15 protein-coding genes are annotated in these 18107 nt (G+C 58.1%); 1 reads left to right on the top strand and 14 read right to left on the bottom strand.

Going from position 1 to position 18107, the window contains the following annotated elements:
• Positions 1–537: 537 nt before the first annotated feature.
• Complete coding sequence (locus tag GRX76_RS09490; protein ID WP_160153091.1) at positions 538–2859, bottom strand: DUF1631 domain-containing protein; 2322 nt, start codon at positions 2857–2859, stop codon at positions 538–540.
• 413 nt (positions 2860–3272) lie between these two features.
• On the opposite strand from GRX76_RS09490, the gene nadC reads away from it, so the two are divergent.
• Entirely contained in the window at positions 3273–4130 is an 858-nt protein-coding gene (gene nadC, locus GRX76_RS09485; RefSeq protein WP_160153090.1) for a carboxylating nicotinate-nucleotide diphosphorylase, read from the top strand.
• Between the two features lie 51 nt (positions 4131–4181).
• Here nadC and GRX76_RS09480 read toward each other — a convergent pair whose 3' ends face one another.
• The 13 genes from GRX76_RS09480 to ccoN form a co-directional block, all read right to left on the bottom strand.
• Positions 4182–5300 carry a glycosyltransferase family 2 protein gene (locus GRX76_RS09480; RefSeq protein ID WP_160153089.1) on the bottom strand — a complete coding sequence of 373 codons (1119 nt, stop codon included), beginning with the start codon at positions 5298–5300 and terminating at the stop codon, positions 4182–4184.
• A complete protein-coding gene (locus GRX76_RS09475) occupies positions 5288–5704 on the bottom strand; it encodes a GtrA family protein (protein ID WP_160153088.1) in 417 nt (138 codons plus the stop codon). The genes GRX76_RS09480 and GRX76_RS09475 overlap by 13 nt, the downstream gene beginning before the upstream one ends.
• Positions 5691–7223, bottom strand: coding sequence for a hypothetical protein (locus GRX76_RS09470; RefSeq protein WP_236250615.1), 1533 nt, complete (start codon positions 7221–7223; stop codon positions 5691–5693). The genes GRX76_RS09475 and GRX76_RS09470 overlap by 14 nt, the downstream gene beginning before the upstream one ends.
• Positions 7224–7261: 38 nt before the next feature.
• Entirely contained in the window at positions 7262–8749 is a 1488-nt protein-coding gene (locus tag GRX76_RS09465; protein ID WP_236250614.1) for an isoprenylcysteine carboxylmethyltransferase family protein, read from the bottom strand.
• A 183-nt stretch (positions 8750–8932) separates the two neighbouring features.
• Complete coding sequence (locus tag GRX76_RS09460; RefSeq protein WP_160153087.1) at positions 8933–9826, bottom strand: sulfite exporter TauE/SafE family protein; 894 nt, start codon at positions 9824–9826, stop codon at positions 8933–8935.
• Positions 9826–10083, bottom strand: a complete 258-nt coding sequence (ccoS, locus tag GRX76_RS09455) for a cbb3-type cytochrome oxidase assembly protein CcoS (RefSeq protein ID WP_160153086.1) — start codon at positions 10081–10083, stop codon at positions 9826–9828. Before ccoS ends, GRX76_RS09460 begins: the two co-directional genes overlap by 1 nt.
• 56 nt (positions 10084–10139) lie before the next feature.
• Positions 10140–12659, bottom strand: a complete 2520-nt coding sequence (locus GRX76_RS09450; RefSeq protein ID WP_160153085.1) for a heavy metal translocating P-type ATPase — start codon at positions 12657–12659, stop codon at positions 10140–10142.
• A gap of 5 nt (positions 12660–12664) precedes the next feature.
• On the bottom strand, positions 12665–13195 hold the full coding sequence (locus tag GRX76_RS09445; RefSeq protein ID WP_236250613.1) for a FixH family protein: 531 nt from the start codon (positions 13193–13195) through the stop codon (positions 12665–12667).
• 71 nt (positions 13196–13266) lie between these two features.
• Positions 13267–14682, bottom strand: a complete 1416-nt coding sequence (ccoG, locus tag GRX76_RS09440) for a cytochrome c oxidase accessory protein CcoG (RefSeq protein WP_160153084.1) — start codon at positions 14680–14682, stop codon at positions 13267–13269.
• A 170-nt stretch (positions 14683–14852) separates the two neighbouring features.
• The gene (ccoP, locus tag GRX76_RS09435; protein ID WP_201276948.1) at positions 14853–15761 is read right to left on the bottom strand and encodes a cytochrome-c oxidase, cbb3-type subunit III; all 909 of its coding nucleotides are present in this window, start codon (positions 15759–15761) and stop codon (positions 14853–14855) included.
• Positions 15758–15982 carry a cbb3-type cytochrome c oxidase subunit 3 gene (locus GRX76_RS09430; protein WP_160153083.1) on the bottom strand — a complete coding sequence of 75 codons (225 nt, stop codon included), beginning with the start codon at positions 15980–15982 and terminating at the stop codon, positions 15758–15760. Before GRX76_RS09430 ends, ccoP begins: the two co-directional genes overlap by 4 nt.
• A 13-nt stretch (positions 15983–15995) precedes the next feature.
• Positions 15996–16613, bottom strand: a complete 618-nt coding sequence (ccoO, locus tag GRX76_RS09425) for a cytochrome-c oxidase, cbb3-type subunit II (protein WP_160153082.1) — start codon at positions 16611–16613, stop codon at positions 15996–15998.
• Positions 16614–16625: 12 nt separating this feature from the next.
• Positions 16626–18086 carry a cytochrome-c oxidase, cbb3-type subunit I gene (gene ccoN, locus GRX76_RS09420; protein ID WP_160153081.1) on the bottom strand — a complete coding sequence of 487 codons (1461 nt, stop codon included), beginning with the start codon at positions 18084–18086 and terminating at the stop codon, positions 16626–16628.
• Positions 18087–18107 lie beyond the last annotated feature (21 nt).

Raw genomic sequence — 18107 nt, 5'->3', positions numbered from 1 at the left:
GTGCCGGTACTTGGGCCTGACTCACCGCCACCGCCAGTGATGACAAATAATTCGTTATTCTTTCTATCCATATCGTCCATGCTCACTCGAATATGCCCTCCTGGCAGCGGCTCAGAATGCACCTATCGCAGAGTCAGCCCCTCTTAATCTCAATACTCCGCAACAAAGTGCTTTCTTGGTTTGCTGGAATTTGGCGTTCGCCTCTCACCACAACAACCTCTACCCACCACTGCAATTCCATCAGCAACTGGCACTCGAACGCATACATCGGGAAATTCAGGCGCCATTTGGCAGGTAAGCCCAATAGAATTGGAACTATTTCTCAATATCCTGCAAACCTAAGCGACACGCAAGTGCCAAATAGGGCCAATTTTCGTGATTTTCCTTGAAAATAGCAGGGATTTAACAGCAAGACAGGAGAGTCATAGAGGGAAGTGTGGCGACCAAGGGAAAAGGCCGCCAGCGGTGTTCTGAGCGCAAGGTTTTGCTACAAAATCATGACACTGTGCAATTCGTCATCCGCCGGTTGCACAGAGTTTATTTCATTTCACCCCGGGACTTGCGCACGGTACCGATTACAGACTGCAGCGCCCGCTCAAACAACATGCCGTCATCCAGAGGCATCAACTGGGCATTGCGCAAGGCGTGTGCCAGCTCCAGGCGGGTAAATTCTGCCACCTTGGCGCCATTGCGATTAACAAAAATAAATTGATCAATATCCTTGATCACTGCCGCCAGGCGACAGCGGAACTGCTCTTCATCACCGCGCTTGAGTTCAAACCAGCTTCCCTGGGCCAGCCGGTAAGTCTGCTGCCAGTAAGAGTCAGACTCTGGCATGGCTTCAACACCGGCTTTCTCCTCAACGTGAAGCTCTGCCGCTGCAACCACCTGTTCCAGCTCTTCCATTTGTGGAAGCTCGACGACCACCGGCTCAACGACTTCAGGGGCTGCCACAGCGGCAACCTCTGGCGCCTCCTCTACAGGCGTCGCCAACGGGGTGTGCGTTTCGGTTTCTTTGCGCGCCTGCTCAAGGGCTTTCTGACTGCGCTCCTCGGCGATACGCTGCGCCAACGCGAAGCGCTCCCGGTAAACCTCTTTCAGGCCAGTGAACATGCGTCGCGCGTCAAATGTATTCAGGGAAACCACTTCGACGCCCGCTTTCAGACGCTCCTGCAGGGTCGGCAACAAACCCAGCAACTGTTTGCGGCTGTCCGGCATGGGCGCATGTACACTCCAGACCAGGTCGCGCGCGGTGCGTACATCGCGGCTCCAGCTCTCGCTGTCGGTACCCTCTTTGATGCAGGTCAGGAACAGCATATTGGCCCAGACTTTTTCCAACCACTCCGATACGACTGGCGGCAAATCCCGCTCGGCCATCAGGGCGTCCATCACCGCCGCCACGCGTGCGCGCGCCGCCTGGGTTTTCGCCTTGCCGTCGGCCTCGTCGACGATGCGCTGCTCAAGTCGCTCCGCGCGCTTGCGCTCCCGCTGGATAAATTCGCGGAAGGATTCCAGTAACAGGGAGAAAATATTGATATCGCGGTCGAACTCGGCCAGTACCCGGGCCACCACTTCGCTGATTTTCTTGAACAGCGGATCGGATTCGTAATTGTCTTTTGCCTGCCAACCGGTGCTGGCGTCCGCCAGTTCATTCAGCAGTTTGCGCGCGGGGTGGCCCCCCTTGCTGAAAAACGAGCGATCGCCAATCGCCACTTTCAGCAGGGGCAATTGCAGGCGTCCCAGCTGGGACTTGATCGGCTCAGCAAGATTGCGATCTTCCAGAATAAAGGAGAACAGCATTTCCACCAGCTTGATGACGTCGCTATCCATCTTCGCCAGCGCCGCTGATTGACGCACCTCCACGAGGCGCTCCTGCAGCAGGCTGTTCACATTCAACAGCTGGATTTCACCATCCGCGTAACTCTGGGGCACATGAGACTGCAGCGCACCCAGGTGAGAAAGCAGGTCCTGTGCGCCCATTGGCGCAACCCCGGAGCCCAGCGGCACCAGGCCATGGCCGCCGGAAACGCCGGCCGCGTGACCGGCACCGAGGTGTCCTTCGACGTACTGCCCAGCAGTCGGGCTGGCGGTACTGTGATACTGGCCCTGGCTGGGTACGCCCCCGGACAGCGGACGCGAGGCCGGCGCTACCGGGCGCTGACGTGCCGCTCTGCGCTGTTGTTTCAGGGAAGGCAGCACGCCCTGCTCTACAAACAGGTCATTGCACTGCTCGTACAGCTTGCCAAGATTCACCATCACCAGCTGCTCAAATTTTTTCAGCAGGGTGAGGCGAGCGCGAATATGCAGATCCAGGCCACGAGACGCTTCGACAAATGCATCGCAGATGCTGTCAGGACCCAGGGGATTGTTCTTGTCGTAGATTTTTACGGAAAGCAGGGTATTCAGGCGCAGGGAAATTTCGGTCAGCGGCTCAGCAAAGTCGCGCTTGGCACTGGCAACCATGGTGTCGATTGCTACCAGTTGCTCAAGGTCGTCGTTGTGCACCAGCGACAGGCTATCTGCCGAATAGGGATCATCCCCATCAATAGAGGACTCCCGTACGTGGAAAGCCTGGGCAACATTATCCGCAAACTGCTCCACCACTTTGCGCCGTTCTACACGCAACAGGCGCAGCGCCTGGAAGAGACCGTCCTGCTCATTCTGCCCATGCGCTTTTTCGGCCATGGCAAACAGGGAGTCATCCACTTTGGCAAACACCAACTTGGCCTGCTCTAGCAGCAGTGCCCGCGACCGGTCTCGCACCGCAACAACCGCTGCTGGCAGTTGAGAGCTTCGTTTCATCTCCCGCTGCTCACGCTGCGCACCTTGCATGGATACCACGTTGTTGGAATCTTTCATTGCCACATAGCCCTGGCCGGCGGCCTCGCGAGATCGCCGTATGATGCAACCGCAACGGCTCTGGGAAGCCGCCTGCGAACCTGATTGTATTTCTTTTATAAGTGCGCCTATATAGATATAGGTCGACCGCCGATTCTACGGACTTAGGCGCCAGTAGCACAACTGAGGCCGAAGTGGCACGGGCATTTTTGCGACCATTGTCACAGGGATCCTCCACTGGACCCGAGAAAAATGCGCTGATTTGCCTGATTGGCAGTGCCGAGAGGTGCCCTCGGCCGCACAGAAAGCCAATTCCAGCTGACACACGCCATTGATTTGCTAGTATTGGCGCCCCTGATTGAGCTCCCCGCCCTCAACTACGCGAGAACTACGTGAGAACTATGCGAGGAGCACCACACAAACCGAGATTTACCATGACGCCAGCCAGCACCCGCATCCCCAATTTGATTCAGGATATCGAGCGCGCCGTCGCGAATGCCCTGGCGGAAGATGTCGGTGACGGCGACATTACCGCTCAGCTGATCCCGGCAGAGCGCCAGGCCAGGGCGCGGGTAATTACCCGGGAAGACTGCGTCTTCTGCGGCAAAGCCTGGGTTGAAGAAGTGTTTCGCCAGCTGGATCCGGACATGACAATCCACTGGCTGGTTGAAGACGGGCAGCAGGTAACGGCAGACAGTACGCTGTTCGAACTGAGCGGCAATGCGAGATCCATCCTGACCGGTGAGCGCTGCGCACTCAATTTTGTGCAGACCCTGTCCGGTACCGCTTCCACCGCCGCCCGCTACGCCGCCCTGGCCGCAGGCACGGAAATCAAAATCCTAGACACCCGCAAAACCATTCCCGGCCTGCGTACTGCGCAGAAATACGCGGTGCTTTGCGGCGGCTGCAAAAATCACCGCATCGGTCTCTACGACGCCTTCCTGATCAAGGAAAACCATATTGCCGCAGCCGGTGGTATTGCCAATGCCATCGCGCAGGCCCACAAAATCAAACCCGGTGCGCTGGTAGAAGTGGAAGTGGAGAGCCTGGAGGAACTGCAACAGGCACTGGACGCCAATGCCGACGTCATCATGCTGGATGAGTTCACCGATGAGCAGACCGCAGAGGCACTCGAACTTGCCCGCGGTCGCGCAAAAATCGAGATCTCCGGCAGTGTGGATAGCGAGCGACTTGCACAATTGTCCGGGCTGGCAGTGGACTACATTTCATCCGGCAGCCTGACCAAGCACTTGCGGGCGATCGACCTGTCATTGCGCCTGCTGTCCGAATAACGCCAGCCAAGCCACTCTCGCCAGCCGACCGGTAAAATCCGGGGCAGCGGCTCAATCCGCAAGCTGCCCCGAAACCTTCGATTGCCGCATTTCTGTCGTATCTGCGCTCGTCTTACCGCCCGCAATGCGCCCGCCCCTTGCCTGCAACTCACCAGTCTCGCCACCGACTACCTCGCGCAAATGGAAGCGGGGACGCCGCTTGACCTCTTCATAAATTTTCCCGAGATACTCGCCAATCACCCCCAGGCAGAGTAACTGCACGCTGCCAATAAACAGCACCGGCACCATGATCGAGGCCCAACCCGGCACCACGCTGTCGGAAAACATTTTTACGATCAGTACCCAGGCGATCAACCCCAGGGAAACCCCACCGGAAATCAGCCCCAGCAATGTAATTGCCCGCAGCGGGGCAATGGAAAACGCGGTTACCCCCTTCCAGGCCAGGGACAGCATACGCCGCAGTGGATACTTACTCTCCCCTGCCAGGCGGGGCCTGCGTGCATAGGCAACAGAGGCTGAACGGAAACCCAGCTCCCGCACCATGCCACGTAAAAACAGATTGGTTTCCGGATATTGCAGCAAGGTATCCACCGCGCGGCGCGACATCAGGCGAAAATCCGCATGGTTGAACACCAAATCCACGCCCAGGCTCTGCATAACGCGGTAATAGCCTTCCGCCGTCATACGCTTGAACCAGGTATCGCTGTCGCGCTGGTTGCGCACCCCGTAAACCACCTCATTGCCCTCGCAATAGGCCGCGATCATCGGGGCAATATTCTCAGGACCATCCTGCAGGTCTGCGTCGATACTCACCACCATATCTTCTACGGTATGAGCGAGCCCGGCGTAAAGTGCATTCTGATGGCCGCGATTGCGTGAAAGCGCCAGCGAGACAATACGTGCATTGTCGCGGGCGAGTTGCTCCAGCATTGGCCAGGTGGCATCGCGACTGCCGTCGTCCACAAAATAGATTTTGGATAAATGCCCAATGTGCCCCTCGCGCTCCAACCTATTCAGCGTCTCCAACAGTTCGGCTACCGTATCTGCCAACACCGCTTCTTCGTTGTAACAGGGCACGACGATGGCCAGCGTGGGCGCTCCTCCAGCAGAACCTCCCGAGGCCAACGGTTCGTTATCGGTGTGCGCTGGTTGCGTGTTTACGAATTCCATTGCGGCTCCCGGTAAATCCAGAATTGATGCAGGAGAAAATTGCCGATAAGCGTCACCAGGGTGGCACAAACCTGTGCCAGCAAATACGGCAGTATCGACAGGGTCAGGGAGAAAATCAGGGTATTCATGGCAAGCCCGATAACAGCCACCAACACAAACCTGGGCAGTGCTTCGCGGTGGCGAGCGCGGCCAGCGAAGGTGAGGTAAAAGTTCAGCCAGTAATTCACCGCCGCCGACAGCAAAAAGGCCAAAACAGAGGACGGCACCTCGGCGACACCAATAAACTCCACCAGCGCCACCAACAACAAGTATTGCACCCCCGTTGCCACACCGCCCACCGCGGCAAACCGACCGGCGCGGCCGAGCAGCGGTTTTAAAAACGCTGGAGTATCAGGCAGTCGCATCGTGATTTTCCCGTTGGGGCAATGACGTTTGCGTATCCCGGGACAAGGCCGACGAAGCCGTTGACGGCGCAGATGAAATAGTCGATGTAAGGAAAGCGGGCAACCCCTGCTCGATCTCCGACGCTTGCTGGTCGCGGCCTGCTCGCCGGCGACGCACCACCGCAGCCAGCAGTATCACCTGTACCAACAATAACCCCTCAGCCGGTTTGCGGTAACGCCCTTCATTGACCGCAATGGGCAACAGCCCCTGCACCAGAATCCAGGTCATCAGCAGCACACTGAATAATCGCGCGCCCTGCATTCTCCGCCAGTAAAGTGCGGAGGCAATCAACAGCAAAAACGTCAGCGGTGCCCATATCCAGCGGCTGTGGTGATTCACGGTTTCCAGCCAGCGTTCGCGGTTGTTGTCCGGCCAGGAGGAACCAAAAAATAGATACACCAGGTTTTCTTTGGTCAGCGCCAGATAGCGCTCTGCGGTCAGTGGATAATTGGCCAGGGCCTTGTGCCAATCTTCCGCACCCTTTTCGATATGAATACGCGCGTGCACCTGACCGTCGCGGGCCGTCGTCCAGTCGCTCAGGGGGGCCAGCGGCTTTTCCCCGGTGGAGGGAGACCCAAACCAGTAATTCCACTGCGCCCCTTCGCGGCTGTAATGCACATGGATCTCACGCTTCCCGGAGCGCAGATACAGTGCAACCAGTTGCCCGATCCCGTGAGGAGAAACCATGCTCATGGCGGCATAGCTGCGATACGCCAGAGGCCCCATTACCAGCCCGAGTATTAGCAGGCTGAAACCGGCCTTCGCTATTTTCTGTGGCTGCACCAGCCACAACCAGCTTGTCACCACCGCTGCCAGCGGAATCGCTATCCCCCGGGTCAATCCCGCCAGCATCCAAAGTGCCACCATCAGCAAAAAGCTGGCCAGTGTCTGCTTGCGCCGGCAACGCCAGCTGGCATACAGCGCCGCTCCCAGCAGAGGCAGCAGTAAGGTTTCCTGCATGAAATAGCTGTAAATCGCGATCCAACCCGGCAGCAGGGAGATAGCAGCCCATACCGCTGTCGCCTGCAGACGACCAGGCAGAAGTTCACGGGCAAACCGGTACCAGACCCAGGGTGTCAGGCAGGCAAGCAGAGCGGTATACAGAGCAACCAGAAAGGGTTCACCAAGGGTCAATTTGGCCAATACACCGATATACACCTGATACATCACCGGGTCGGTCATGGTCATGGGGTCCCGGCGCAAGGTTTCGGTGCCCTGCTCCCAGTGCCGCTGGGGGTCACTCCAGATATGGTCCATCGGGTTAAAGGTGAAGATGTGTTCCACCCGCAGCCAGATGCCCAGTGCAATCAGCAGGTACAGGCCCGCATAAGCCCACCAGCGGCGGTCGATACGATATGCGCCGGGCGGTATCCAGGCCATCATGACCTCGCAGATACGGGCCCTATCCCAGCCGTTGATTTCAGACTTGGCACGCTGCCACCAGTAACCCGGCAGCAGCCGATGACTCCCCCAACCCATGTCACACTACCTCTTTATTTTTGATTTTTTTGTAGCTGTCAGGCGCCGGCCGAGCCGGCCTCAGCCTGATGAGCAGGCGCCGCTGGCGAAGTTGCCGGGGGCTTGCCGGCCGCCTCACTGGGAGAGTGGAACAGGCGACCATTGCCGAACCGCAGCACCGGGAACCAACGCCCAAGGAACGCAAACAGACCCCGCTCGGCAATGTAATTGGCGTAAGCCACATAGGTCGGATCCCAGGACAGGTGCCGCTCCTCGGTGCGCGCGCGCATGAAGTAAATGAAGTTCACCATCAATAGCAGCAATGAGTGGCGCAGGGCCTCCGGCACCGTGGCACTCACCATGAACGGCATGGAGATCATCCACCAGGACAGGTTTTTACTGATATAGGCCGGGTGCTTGGTATAGCGGTAAGGGCCATTGGTCAGAATACCGCGGTGAGTCAGGTTTGAGAAACGAATGCCGAACGGAATGCTGGCCCAGACATATATCGCGATCAACAGCAGGATGCCGCTGCCCCAGATGCCATACACCAGCGGCGTGTCCCAGAACCAGTAACCCCAGGCTGGGGCATCGTCGTACTTGAGATAGGTACCGGAAAACAGGCTCCAGAACGGCTGGTAACCAATCAACGCCACGCCCCACCCGAGAAAGCTGGGTTCGGCAGTACGGATATGCGCGTCGAACAGTCGCAGTGTGCATACGTAACCCACGGTGACGAACAGCAGGTCGATGTAAAACAGGAAGTTGAACGTGAAGTCGAATACCGCCTTGAAGCTGCCCAACAAGCGGGCAAAGTCGAAGTTCAACAGGGTATTCAGGTTATTGCCCAGGTAGACAAACATCAGTGGCAGGAAGAACAGCTTCACCAGCCAGCCGAGGTAGAGCTGACCAATCGCCTTGCCGGACACACCTTCGCGCTGCCCGAGGATCCAGCGCCCCAGTTGCCAGTAACTGTCTTTGGGTTGCGCCATGGCGCCATCGAGCAGGTAAAAATACGGGACTGCCAGCAGCATCCACCAGGGCAAGACGGCGCGCACCACGGAAAAGTAGTTGTCGTAGAAGGAACCGTGATACTCCGGGAACAGCCAGTAAACGAACGCCACTGAGCCCACACTCACATAGAAACCCAGCAGTTTTACTGCCGTTCTGGGCATGCTGTGATTTGCCCGGCGAAAGTCCAGCCCCGCAGAGGGGTTGCGATAGGGCTTGAGGAAGAACCACTCAAGCACAATGATGGGTAGCGCCAGCGCCACGGCAACCACCACCAGGGACTGGGTTTTGACGTCCAGATCCCGGCCGAATTCCCGCAGCCAGTAAACCGCGGCCAGGGAAACTGCCAGTGCGACCAAATTGATCCAGATACTGGTAGGCGCGCTCGGGCAGGCGGGAGCCTGGAGTGCATTCGAGGTGGGAGCGCCCTTGTCATGGCGATGATCGCCACTCTGGCTGCGACCCTGGCTGCTACCCTGACCGCTATTGCGGACAGACTTGTGTCTTACACCGGTTTTGTTTTTTATTTTTTTCATCGTTAATCCAACTGGCACTCACAATGGCACACCGCATTGCCGCGTGATACGGCAGCAGGGCCCTCTTCGCGACCAGGAGGTACCAACCAAAGTGGCCAGACCACAGGTCATAATTGCGCCAGTTTACCCAGTTCCTGCGCCCATCGCCACGGTCGCGGTCAGGGCAGTGCCCGGGGAAGGAAGTCAGTCGCCAGGCGCGCTGCCGGTATTCTCACTTTCACCGCCGCTGGTGCCGATATCCGGAGCATCATGCGTGCTACTTGAGTGACCGTGATGGTGTTCGCCAGGCTGAGCCTCATGGCTGTGCGCCTCAGGTTCTGGAGACTCGCTTTGGGTACCGTGATGCATATGTTGATGACTACCATGCCCGGTTTCGTGCCCCGCCTCATGCCCAGACGCATGCGCCCCATGTCCATGGCCCAGAGCACCCCACAGGGTCCAGAGCCCAAACAGCAAAACCAGCAACGCCATCAACAGTCGCACTCCCGGCTTCTGCACCAGGGTTCTGAGGCGGGCCGCGGCAACACCAGTGGCCATAACCGCAGGCACAGTCCCGAGTCCGAAGGCGAGCATGGCCAGTGCAGCCTGGTAGCTATTGCCCTGAGCCAGTGCGAAAGCCAAAGCGCTGTAAACCAGGCCACAGGGTAGCCACCCCCAGAGCGCTCCCAGTGCCACGGCCTGGGGAGTGGAGTTGACTGGCAGCAACTGTCGGGACAATGGTTGTACCAGCTTCCAGAGCAGTGAACCGCCCCGCTCCAGCCACACCAAACCGCGCCACCAATCCGCCAGGTAAAGGGCCATGGCAATCAACATCAACCCAGCGAGGACTCGCAAGGGCGCCAGCCCGGCCGCAATATCCGTCGCCAGATAGGCGCCCAGAGTACCCACCAATAGCCCCATCAGGGTATAGCTGGCGACGCGCCCGGTAGAGTATCCCAGCAGGCGGGGCCAGGCGGTCCGCTGCCCGGGTACCGCAAGACCCAGCGCACCGGAAATACCACCGCACATACCGATACAGTGACTGCTACCAAAAAAACCAATCGCTAGGGCTGCGCCCAGGTAGCTCCAGTCCACCATCACGACTGCTCCGGAGAGTCTTGCGCAGGGGCTTTCGCACGTTCAGCTTGCGGGGCCGAAGGCGTTAGTGGTGGAGCGGGATTGCGCGGTGGAGTGGGATTGTGCGGGCGTTTGGGCTCATCATCATCGAAGAGTATCCGGCGCCCTTCGGTTTCCAGGTCATCGTACTGACCACTATTGACCGCCCAGAAAAACAGCTTCACCGCGATGGCGACAAAGACAACAACAATGGGGACCAGTAGAAAAATACTGTCCACGACTTACCTCAATAAGATTAAAAGCGTTTCGCGGCCATCGCCTTTACGATGGCGGGCTAGCCCTGCGGCTGCCAGCGCGACAAACGCAGCGCGTTGACCACCACAATCAGTGAACTCAGCGACATGCCAATCGCGGCGGCCCAGGGAGGCACCAGTCCGAGGAACGCCAGTGGCAACGCCAGGGCGTTATACGCTATGGCCCAGGTCAGGTTCTGGCGAATAATTGTGCGACACTTGCGTGCCAATGCAAAGGCTCTTGGCAAAGCCCGCAGGTCACCCTGCAATAAAATGGCGTCCGCACGGGATTGCGCCAGGTCCGCCGCCGACATCATCGCCACCGACACGTCGGCCCCAGACAGTACCGGCACATCGTTGATACCGTCCCCCACCATCAGCAGTCGTTCGCCACGACCCTGTAGCTGCTGCAGGTGCGACAGTTTTTCTTCCGGAGAAGCGCCAGCGCGATAATGGTCAATACCAGTAAGCGTTGCCAGGCGCGGCACTTCTGCGGATTGATCACCGCTCAGCAGTTCCGTTGCCAATCCTCCAGCCTGTAGCTGGGCGACCGACGCCGGGGCACTGGGGCGCATTTCATCGCCCAACCCCAGCCAGGCGATCGCCCCCGCAGAATCCCCCAACAGCAGCCACTGCCCCTCCCCTTTCGGGGTTTCAGGCAGCACCGCGCCTTGCGGGTCGGCCGCGCACTCCTCCAGCACAAAATCCGCCCGCCCCAGCCGGTAAGGTATCTGGTTAAAGACCCCGGCCACGCCGCATCCGGTAACGGAGCGCAACTCCTGCGCCACACGATTGCCACGCCAGGAACGGAAAGCCCGCGCCAGCGGGTGGTTGTTCTTGGCTTCCAGGCCAGCCGCGATATCCCTGACATCCTCCTCAGTCCAGCCGGGGCGCAGCAGCTGAATACTGCGCAATCGCGGCTCCCCTTCGGTAAGGGTTCCGGTTTTGTCAAAGATGACCCGGGTAAGCTGGGGCAAGGTTTCCAGCACATGCCCACGAGCCACCAGCAACCCCAGCTGCTGCAAGCGTAAGGTTGCTGCCGCCAGCGCCGCGGGCGTAGCCAGTGACAGGGCACAGGGACAGGTCACCACCAACACCGACAGGGCAATCCAGAAGGCGCGATCCGGCGCCTGCTGCCACCAGAAGACAAAAGCGGCGACGGCAATACACAAGACGGCGGCAATAAAACGCCCCGCTATACGGTCTGCCAACGCTACCTGTGTCGGCTTGTCCAGTTGCGCCCGCTCTACCAGCTTTTCGATCGCAGACAGGCGGGTGCTTTTACCCGCGGCAGTAATCCGCACGGTGAGTGAGGAATCACCATTGACACTTCCGGCAAACACCTGACTGCCAGCCGATTTCTGCTGTAGTGCGGACTCCCCGGTGAGTATGGACTCATCCACCCCGCTGGCACCCTCAACCACCATGCCATCCGCGGGCACCGTATCGCCGGGGCGCAGCAGTATCCGGTCTCCCGCGACAAGAGCGGTCACCGGAACCGAGTCCACCGCGCCGCTGCCCGCGTGCAAACGCAGCGCGGCCAGGGGCAACAATTGCGCTAAGCCGCCACTGGCCAGGCCCGCCCGGTGGCGCGCACGCATCTCGACCGATCGCCCCAGCAATAAAAAGAAGGTGAACATGGACACCGACTCGAAATAAACCTCGCCGGTCTCGAATACGGTGGCGTAGACACTGGCACCGTAAGCCAGGCCGATCGCCAGCGAGACAGGTACATCCATGACCAGTTGGCCGCTGCGCAGAGCGCGCCAGGCAGCGGCAAAAAACGGCTGCGCGGCATAGCAAACCACCGGCGTTGCGACGATCAGGGATACCCAGCGGAAAAACTGCTCAAACTGGCTGTCGATGCCCTTGCTCGCCCCGAAATACAGCGCGATGGCGAACATCATTACCTGCATGGTACCCAGACCCGCGACACCAAGGCGACGCATAGCCGCACGGCGTTCCTGCAATATCAGGCGCTCGCCGTTGGCAGCCGTGGCGGGTGCCGGGCGGTAACCGATACTGGCAAGGGCTGCAAACAACTGACTGACGGCGATCAATGCCGGGTTGAATACCACCTGCGCGCGGTGGGTACTGGCATTGACCGAAACCCGCTCCACCCCCGGGAGTGCCAGCAGGTGTTTTTCGATCAACCAAACGCAGGCGGCGCAGGTAATGCCGCCGACGAGCAAACTGGCAATGCGCAGAGGAGAATCGGCAGAATGGGAGGACGGCAAGGCGTCGAAATCGCGCACAAACTCACCCTGCACTTCAGGTAGATCGTAAGCGCTCCAGTTGCCGCTTGGGGAAGAGTCCTGTTGTGCCGTAGTGTCCGGACGCTCACTGTTCTGTTCGCGGTAGCGATAGAAGTTATCAAGGCCACCGGCAACAATCGCGCCCGCCACTGCCTCACAGCCGGGACAGCACATGGGGCGCTCGCGGCCATCGATCAAAACGGAGTAGTGGCTCCCCTCGGCGACAGGCAGGCCGCAGTGATAACAACCCGCTGGAGGAATTGAGGGTGTGGAATTCGCAGAGGCACTGGCAAGCTGTTCGGTCATCGGACTCACTGCTCGACGGGCTTCAGGGGCACTCCGTTGCCAAGTTCAAAGTTGATTTCACCGCGGAGGCGCCACTGGGCATCCCGGAATTGCTCCGGATCCAACTCTGGCAACAATTGCAGGTACCAGCGGTGCTGCAACGGCGCCTGCACCCTGCCTTGGTAACGCCCAATCGACACCTGCTCCAGCACGATATGCTCATCCAGGTCGGCTTCGACCGGATGACTCAGGGTCAACAACAGCTTTTCCGGATACTCGATCTGGCCGCGCAGATCCAGGGAAACCACCTTGTCGGCCGGTGAAAACAACACCATGGCAGCCAGGTTCAGCGCTCTAGCGCGCTGATCCTGCTCCGCACTGAAGTGGTACATGCGACTGTCTTTGTAGTATGTGTCACTCACCACATCGTCGCTGTAACGCACCGCAATGGAAACCATAACCGCCGAAACAATCACGACCAGAATAAGTGGCGCCATCACCGCCCAAAACCAAGGTTCGCGGTACCAGGGCGCCGGCGCCCGCTCTACGTTATCCACTCTCTGTCGCTCTCGCTTATCAACCACTATTTATCTACTCGGCGCGCGGATAGCACGCATTTACTCTGGACCTACTTGGGACCGATAAATACCGTTTTGTGCCGATCTTCCAGTTCCGGGGCGTCTTTGGCCTGAATAACAATCACGATATCGTGCTTGGTATCTTTCAACTGCTCCCGGGGCACACTGACCCGAATTGGCACGGAATATACCTCACCCGGGCTTACCGGAATCCCCCGCTGCATACGCAGCGAGTAGTCATAACCGGCCTTCCCTTCGATCCGCACGCTAAACTCATGCGGTTTCTGATCCATATTGTTGATTTTGACGGTATAGACGTTCTGGACCATCCCCTGGGAAATGCGATACATCCTCGCACCGCGATCCCGCAGTACCTCAGCCTGGACCGGGGAGCGGGTGACGACCTGCTGCGCGAACAGCCCAGCCATCAGCAACAGCACCAGACCGTACCCAAACAATCTGGGGCGTGCAAAATTAGTCTTGCCGGTCTCCAGTTCATCTTCAGAAGTGAAGCGGATCAACCCCTTGGGGTATTCCATTTTGTCCATGACGCTGTTGCAGGCATCCACACACAAGCCACAGTTGATGCACTCGTATTGCATGCCATCACGGATATCGATATCGACGGGGCAAACCTGGACACACCAGTAGCAGTCAATACAGTCGCCCATGCCCTGGGCTTTGTAATCGATGCCTTTTTTTCGCGGGCCGCGCGCTTCACCGCGCTGGGCGTCATAGTAAACCGCGAGGGTGTCCTTGTCGTACATCACCGACTGGAAGCGCGCATAGGGGCACATGTACTTGCACACCTGCTCGCGCAAAAAGCCCGCGTTCATGTAGGTCGCAAAGGTAAAAAAGGCGACCCAGAATGCACCCTGCGGATGGGCCTTTAAGGTAGCCAGATCCACTACCAGGTCGCGGATGCCGTAAAAATACCCGACAAATGCCAGGGCGGTGGCAAGGGAAATCAGCAACCAGATGGCGTGGGTACCGGTCTTGCGCAGTACCTTTTCCGCACTCCAGGGGGCCGCATCCAGCTTCATGCGCTTGCTGCGATCACCCTCACACACCCGCTCGGCCCAGATAAACATCAGGGTCCAGACCGTCTGCGGGCAAGTAAAACCGCACCATACTCGCCCCAACCAGGTAGTCACCGCAAACAGCGCAAAGGCCGCAATGATCAATAACCAGGCGAGCAGGAAACCGTCCTGAGGGCCGAAGGTGGTCCAGAGAATATGAAACTGGCGCGCGGGGAGGTCAAAATGTACCGCCTGATGCCCATCGATATTGAGCCAGGGGATAAAGAAAAACGCCAGCAGCAGCGGCAAGCCCGTGTACTTGCGAATACGGGTGAAAACACCGCGAATATGGCGGATATAAACTTTGTCATCAGACTCGTAGAGCATGCGATAGCGGACTTCACCATCGCCATCCTGCTCTTCCCGGGTGGGTATTCTATCGCTCACAAAACCTCGCTTCCCGACATTAAGCGGTTCGGGCGTGACTGCAGTTGATGCAATGAGGCTTGTTCTTCTTCCCTGCGGTGCCCTTCCCGGCGAATTGAGTGGTGGCACCCGGCAATCGCTTGCCGGTGATCAACCACCACTCAACGCTACTTTCTATTCAGCGCAAATCCTTACTGCTGAACTTCATCCTGACGAGACAGGCTGTAGACATAGGCTGCGACCAGACGAATTTTGTCTTCGCGCAGTTTTTCTTTCTGAGCCGGCATGTGGTTGCTACGGCCACCGCGAATGGTGTGCTGGATTTCCTCGCGGGTACCACCATAGAGCCAGATATTGTCGGTCAGGTTCGGCGCACCCAGCGCTTGATTACCTTTGCCGTCCGCGCCGTGACAAGCCATACACACAGTACCGAAGACCTGCTTGCCCTGCTCTGCCATCGCCGCATCATGCTCCAGTCCATTCATTGCCAGAACGTATTCCGCAGCATTTTTCACGCCCTCTTCACCGATAATCGGGCCTTGCGGAGGCATCAGGCCCTGACGGCCGTTATGCAGAGTTTCGAGGATCTTCTCCGGAGTACCGCCATAAAGCCAGTCGCTGTCGGTCAGATTCGGGAAGCCGTAATTGCCACCACCGTCCGCGCCATGACAAACCGAGCAGTTGTTGGCAAAAATCCGCGCACCCATTTTCAGGGCCTCACGACTTTCAGCAATTTTCTCCAGCGGCATGTCTACGTACTGGCCGAAAGACTCTTTGAATTCTGCCTGGGCCTTGGCCTGATCGGCTTTCAGTGCACCCACGGAGGTCCAGCCAGCGACCCCTTTGAAGTTACCCATACCCGGGTAAATCACCAGGTAAATGGCGGAGAACACCAGCGTCAGCACGAACAACAGGAACCACCACTTGGGCAGTGGGTTGTCGTACTCCTCAATGCCATCGTACACATGGCCTGTGGTGCGGTTTTCCGGATCGTCCTGGTCGTTTACCGCAACTTTGCGGTTTGCGAAAAGAACCCAAGTTACCAATCCAAGATTGGCGAGGGTGAGCACAATTACCCAAACACTCCAAAATGTACTCATTTGTCCTGCCCCTGTTCCTGTTTCTCACCGGCCGCATCGCCGGTACTGGTTTCGCTCTTGTGAGCGGCCTTGTCAGAAGTTTGTTGTTCATCCGCGAACGGCAGCTTGGCATCTTCCTCAAAGCGCTGTTTGCGCTTTGGGGAAAAGGCCCACCAGCAGATAGCAAGGAACGCCAGGGCCCCGAGTACTACTGCAATCTGCCGCAGAATATTGATATCCACTGGTTACCCCCGATTAGCGTTTCTGCTGTACCAGGATACCCAGCTGCTGCAGGTAAGCGACCAGCGCATCGATTTCGGTGACCCGACCACCGACGAACGGCTTGCCTGCATTGGCAATATCTTCATCGGTATACGGCACCCCGACAGAGCGCAGCGCTCGCATCTTTCTCGCGGTGTGTTCACCGGTTACCACATTGTCAAACAGCCAGGGGTAAGACGGCATGATGGATTCCGGGACCACATTGCGGGGATCATAAAGGTGTGCGCGGTGCCACTCGTCCGAGTAACGACCACCCACGCGCGCCAGATCCGGACCGGTCCGCTTGGAGCCCCACAGGAATGGGTGCTCATATACGTGCTCTTGAGCCATGGAGTAGTGGCCGTAGCGCTCTACTTCCGCGCGCAGCGGACGCACCATTTGCGTATGGCAAACGTGGCAGCCTTCGCGGATGTAGATGTCGCGACCTTCCAACTCAACCGCGCCAAGCGGCTTCAGACCGGCAAGTGGCTCGTTATTGTTGGTGGTAAAAAACTGGGGAACAATTTCCACCAGGGCACCAAAGCTGATCGCGATGACGGTCAGCACGATCATCAGCCCGATGTTCTTTTCAACAATGTCATGATTCTTCACGATCGATTCCCCTTATACATTCTTCGCGACGGGCAGGTTTTCGTCGTGACGCACTTCAGACTCTTTCGGCTCGTCGGTAATGGTGCGGAACACGTTGTACGCCATCAGGAACATACCGGTCAGGAAGAAAGCACCACCCAGCCAACGTACGATGTAGCCCGGATGACTCGCGATCACGCTTTCCACGAAGCTATAAGTCAGGGTGCCGTCGGCGTTAAAGGCGCGCCACATCAGACCCTGGGTAATACCGTTCACCCACATGGCGGCGATGTAGAGCACAGTACCGACAGTAGCCAGCCAGAAGTGCGCATTGATCAGGCTCACGCTGTACATCTGCTTGCGATTCCACAGCACCGGAACCAGGTGGTACAGGGCACCAATGGAGATCATCGCAACCCAACCCAGGGCGCCGGAGTGTACGTGGCCCACAGTCCAGTCGGTATTGTGTGACAGAGCATTTACGGTCTTGATGGACATCATCGGGCCTTCAAAGGTAGACATACCGTAGAAGGACAGAGACACCACCAGGAAGCGCAGGGTCGGGTCGGTGCGCAGTTTGTGCCAGGCACCGGACAGGGTCATGATGCCGTTGATCATGCCGCCCCAGGAAGGTGCCAGCAGAATCACGGACATGATCATCGCCAGGCTCTGGGTCCAGTCCGGCAGCGCGGAGTAATGCAGGTGGTGACCACCGGCCCATACGTAGATGGAGATCAGCGCCCAGAAGTGCACGATGGACAGCTGGTAAGAATAAACCGGGCGGCCCGCCTGCTTGGGCACGAAGTAATACATGATGCCGAGGAAGGCGGCCGTCAGGAAGAAGCCTACCGCGTTGTGTCCGTACCACCACTGGATCATCGCATCCTTGGTACCGGAATAGATGGAGTAGGACTTGAACAGGGAAACCGGAACTTCCAGGTTGTTGACGATATGCAGCGCCGCAATGGTGATGATGTAGGCGCCAAAGAACCAGTTGGCTACATAAATGTGCGAGGTTCTACGCTTGGCGATAGTACCGAAAAACACTATTGCGTAAGCGACCCAAACCAGAGCGATCAGAATATCAATCGGCCATTCCAGCTCGGCGTACTCCTTACTGGAGGTGTAACCCAGCGGCAGAGTAATCGCAGCCGCCAGAATCACTACCTGCCAACCCCAGAAGGTGAACGGGATCAGCCAGCCACCCCACAGGCGGGTTTGACAGGTCCGCTGCACGACATAATAAGAAGTCGCAAACAGCACGCTGCCGCCAAACGCAAAAATTACCGCGTTGGTATGCAATGGACGCAGACGACCAAAGTGCGTAAAGGGCTGCCAGATATCGTTGAGGGCTGGCCACGCCAACTGTGCGGCGATCAATACGCCGACACCCATTCCAACAATGCCCCAGACCACCGACATGATGGTGAACTGGCGCACAATGTTGTAGTCATAGTCCGGCAACTTGCCGGCCTCTGCCACCGTTGTCGTCATTGTGTAACTTCCGTTGCTTTT

Source organism: Microbulbifer sp. ALW1, assembly GCF_009903625.1.
Lineage (GTDB): Bacteria > Pseudomonadota > Gammaproteobacteria > Pseudomonadales > Cellvibrionaceae > Microbulbifer.
The sequence above is the reverse complement of the archived record's forward strand: the minus strand, read 5'-3'. Positions and strand labels throughout refer to the sequence as shown.